Below are 2,015 nucleotides of genomic sequence, written 5' to 3' on the forward strand. Positions count from 1 at the left end.
ACCCACACCACCCCCACCCACACCCACACCCACACCCACACCCACACCCCCCACCTGCGCATAGCCACATGAACCAAACACCCCCAGCCACCCCCAGCAAGGCCGCAAACAGAGACCAAAAAACCGCCACACCCACCCACCCCCCAAGAACCGACAACCGCCACAACAACCCCACAACCCGCCCCACCAAACCCCCACGATGCCGATACGGCACACCCCAGCAGCCCACCCGCTCACACCGCGCCCCGGGTTGCGTCCAGGGAAGTGGTGTACGGGTTTGACCTGATCCAGGGGTTTGCTCCGGCTTTGGGATGAGACCCGCATAGATGAACGGCCACCGGCTGATCTTCGAGGTGTCGAAGCCCGAAGGAGATCAGCACGATGACCGCACCCGACAGTCTGCCCCTGCACGCCCTCGCTGAGGACAACCTCGCCGCGGCGAGTCCCGATCTGCTGCGCGCGATGGTCAAGACGTTCGCCGACGCACTCATGTCCGCGGAGGCGGACGCCCTCTGCAATGCCGAATACGGCCAGGTCAGCGACGAGAGAGTCAACCATCGCAACGGCTACCGCCCGCGCGAGTGGGACACGAGGGCGGACACGATCGAACTGGCCATCCCCAAGCTGCGCAGCGGGAGTTACCTCCCGCACTGGCTGCTGGAACGCAGGCGGCGGACCGAGCAGGCCCTCATCAGCGTGGTGGCCACCGCCTACCTGCTGGGCGTCTCGACCCTCCGAGTGGAAAAGCTCGCCGAGAGCCTCGGCGTCACCCAGCTGTCGAAGTCCCAAGTCAGCGCCATGGTCAAGCACCTGGACGAACAAGTCACAGCCTTCCGTGACCGCCCCCTTGGACGCCGGCCCCTACGCCTTCGTCTGGGTGGACGCACTCACGCAGAAGGTCCGCGAGGGCGGCCGCATCATCAACGTCCACGCACCGATCGCGGTCGGCGTCAACGCCGACGGGCACCGCGAGATTCTCGGCCTGGACGTGGCCACCGCCGAGGACGGCGCCGGCTGGCTGGCCTTCCTGCGCTCGCTGATCGAGACGGCGGCCTGTCCGGCGTCCAACTGGTCATCTCCGGCGCGCACATGGGTCCGGTCAACGCGATCGGCGCCACTCTGTCCGGCGCGAGCCGGCAGCGATGTCGTACCCTCCCCCACGGCCTGAACGGCCGCGGGGGCACCCCCATCGCCCGCGCGCTGCTGAGCCAGGTGCCCAAGTCGGCCCAGCCGTGGGTGGCCACGCTGCTGCGGACCGTTTTCGAACAGCCCGACACCGACGCCGTCCAGGCCCAGATGCGGCACCTGGAAGCCAAGTTCCCCAAAGCCGCAGCCCACTTGGACGCCGCCCAGGGCGATGTCCTGGCGTTCACCGCGTTCCCGCGCGAGATCTGGCGGCAGATCTGGTCGAACAACCCGCAGGAACGACTCAACAAGGAGATCCGCCGTCGCACCGACGTCGTCGGCATCTTCCCCGACCGCACCGCCCTGATCCGCCTGGTCGGCGCGGTCCTGGCCGAGCAGAACGACGAGTGGACCGAGGCCCGCCGCTACATGGGCCTCGACCTGCTCGCCAAGGCCCGCCTCCACCCGATCGAGTCAGAAACCGGCGACACAGTCCTCCCGACCGAACTCACCGCACAGCCTCAAAGAAGAGATCACCGAGTAGCCGTCGATACACCACTCCAGCGGACGTGACCGGACCAGGTGCGGTCAGTGCCCTTGCGACGCCGGTCGACGCCCCGCATCCGATCCTCACCGACCGAGCAGCAGCCACGCCAGCAGGCGACTTCCGTGGGTGCGGCGACAGATCGCCGGCAGCCCCGTGCGGGGCGGCCGGGCCCCCCCCGGCCCGCGGCGCCGGCGCCCCCGCCCCCCCCCCCGGGCCGCCCCGGCCCACCGACGTGGTCACCGCCGCCGCCCGGGGCGCCGTCGAGGTGCCGGCGCCCACCGGGCGGCGCCACCACGACCTCGTGCACCAGCGCGGCCCGCTCGTCGCGCCCCTTGGTGCGGAT

The 2,015-nt window shown here is 69.8% G+C and carries 1 pseudogene; it reads left to right on the forward strand.

Going from position 1 to position 2,015, the window contains the following annotated elements:
* Positions 1 to 381: 381 nt before the first annotated feature.
* Positions 382 to 1,698: pseudogene (locus AB0M11_RS41275) on the forward strand (IS256 family transposase).
* The last annotated feature ends 317 nt before the right edge of the window (positions 1,699 to 2,015 follow it).

The organism is Streptomyces sp. NPDC051987, from assembly GCF_040680735.1.
Taxonomy (GTDB): Bacteria; Actinomycetota; Actinomycetes; order Streptomycetales; family Streptomycetaceae; genus Streptomyces.